Raw genomic sequence first — 1544 nt, forward strand, 5'->3', positions numbered from 1 at the left:
CGGCGTCCGCAACCGATTCGGGACGCCGTTCTCGAGATCGAGCCGGAAGTGCTTCACCTCGGGGTGCCCGCCGTACTCGCCGATCGACCCGTCGGCGCGCACCACGCGGTGCACCGGCACGACGATGGAGAACGGCGTGTTGGCGCACGCGGTGCCGACAGCGCGCGCGGCACCGGGGGAGCCCGCCATGATCGCGACTTCGCCGTATGACGCGACCTCCCCGTACGGGACACGCCGGACGGCCTGCAGGGCGTCCCGGGTGAACCCGGTGACGAGGCGCCAGTCGAGAGGGATCTCGAACGTTCGGCGCTGACCGTCGAAGTATTCGTCCAGCTGGGCGATGGCATCCCGAGCGGGTCCCGGATCGGGGTCGGGAACGACGCCCAGGCGGTGGGCGATCGCGGCCCGCGCGACGTCGACGCCATCGTGGGCGACGTCGAGATGAACCAGGGCGTCGTCGAGGAACGTCAGGAGGATCGGGGCGAACGGGCCGTCGTACACGGTGCTGGTGGCTGTGCTCATTCCCTCATCCTCATCACGCCGTTCGGACGCCGCAGCGCGGCGGGCACGATCGGTGGATGGATCCGCGAATCCGGCCACGGGGGAGGAAGGGCCGATCGTCCGGCGTTTCGTGCAATCCCGCGAAACTCGGGCCCGCTGCGCACCATCCACGGGTGCCCGGCTTAGTCTGGCAGGTGTGTGGCGAGCTGAGGACGGCGTCGTGACGGGCGCCGAGGGCGACGTTCCGGCGTCGATCGATCCGGGCGAGCTGCGACTGTCGGAGCCCGGCATCGTGGTTCGTCACGTCGCCGACCCCGAACGCCAGCGCATCCGCACGGAGGCGGCGGCTCTCGGGGGACGCTCGACGCTGCTGCGATTCGACGATGCGCGTGACGCCGGCATCGACATCACGAAGGCCCACCCCGGCTCGTTGCCGCAGTTCATCACGGGGCGCGCGACGCTGCTGTCCAACCTCTTCCGCGACGAGGTGGCCCTGCGCACCGCGCGCATCGCCGCTGAACGCATCACGGCGAAGAACGTCGAGCTGCGCACCGCGCGCGGACTCGAGCCGGTGCACCTGGCGGTGGGCCTGGCCGCGTGGAAGATCGGGGGAGTGGAGTGGTCCGCCCCCGTGCTGCTGCGTCCGCTCGCCATCCGCCGGCACAACGGCGACTTCGAACTGAAGCTCCACGGCGCGTTCGTCATGAACCCCGAGCTCGCCCGCGCGTTCCGCACCCACCTCGGCATCCAGATCGACAGCACCGCGCTCGCGGGCCTCGCGTACGACCAGGGCGTGTTCAAGCCGCAGCCGGTGATCGACCACCTGCGCCGCCTCACCACCCACGTGCCGACGTTCGTGGTCCATCCACGCCTGATCATCTCGTCGTTCGCCGACGTGGGGTCGGGAATGGCGCGCGCCACGGAGCACCTCGACGCCCCGCTGCTCAACGCGCTCGCCGGTCACCCGGACGATCGAGCCCGCATCATGGTCCGGCCCGCCGATCCGGTGCTGACGACCCCCGATGAGCGGACGCCGGCGGCAG

General features: G+C 71.0%; 1 protein-coding gene and 1 pseudogene. One reads left to right on the forward strand and one right to left on the reverse strand.

Translation table 11 applies throughout. The features are described 5' to 3' along the window. Positions 1 to 522, reverse strand: a 522-nt coding sequence (locus tag I5G_RS05970) for a methylated-DNA--[protein]-cysteine S-methyltransferase (protein WP_036326610.1), incomplete at its 3' end; no start/stop codon positions are given. A gap of 199 nt (positions 523 to 721) precedes the next feature. Here I5G_RS05970 and I5G_RS05980 point away from each other — a divergent pair. Then, positions 722 to 1544 (forward strand): annotated as a pseudogene (locus tag I5G_RS05980) (AAA family ATPase); the annotation flags it as partial.

The sequence above is a fragment of the Microbacterium sp. B19 genome (assembly GCF_000333395.1).
Lineage (GTDB): Bacteria > Actinomycetota > Actinomycetes > Actinomycetales > Microbacteriaceae > Microbacterium.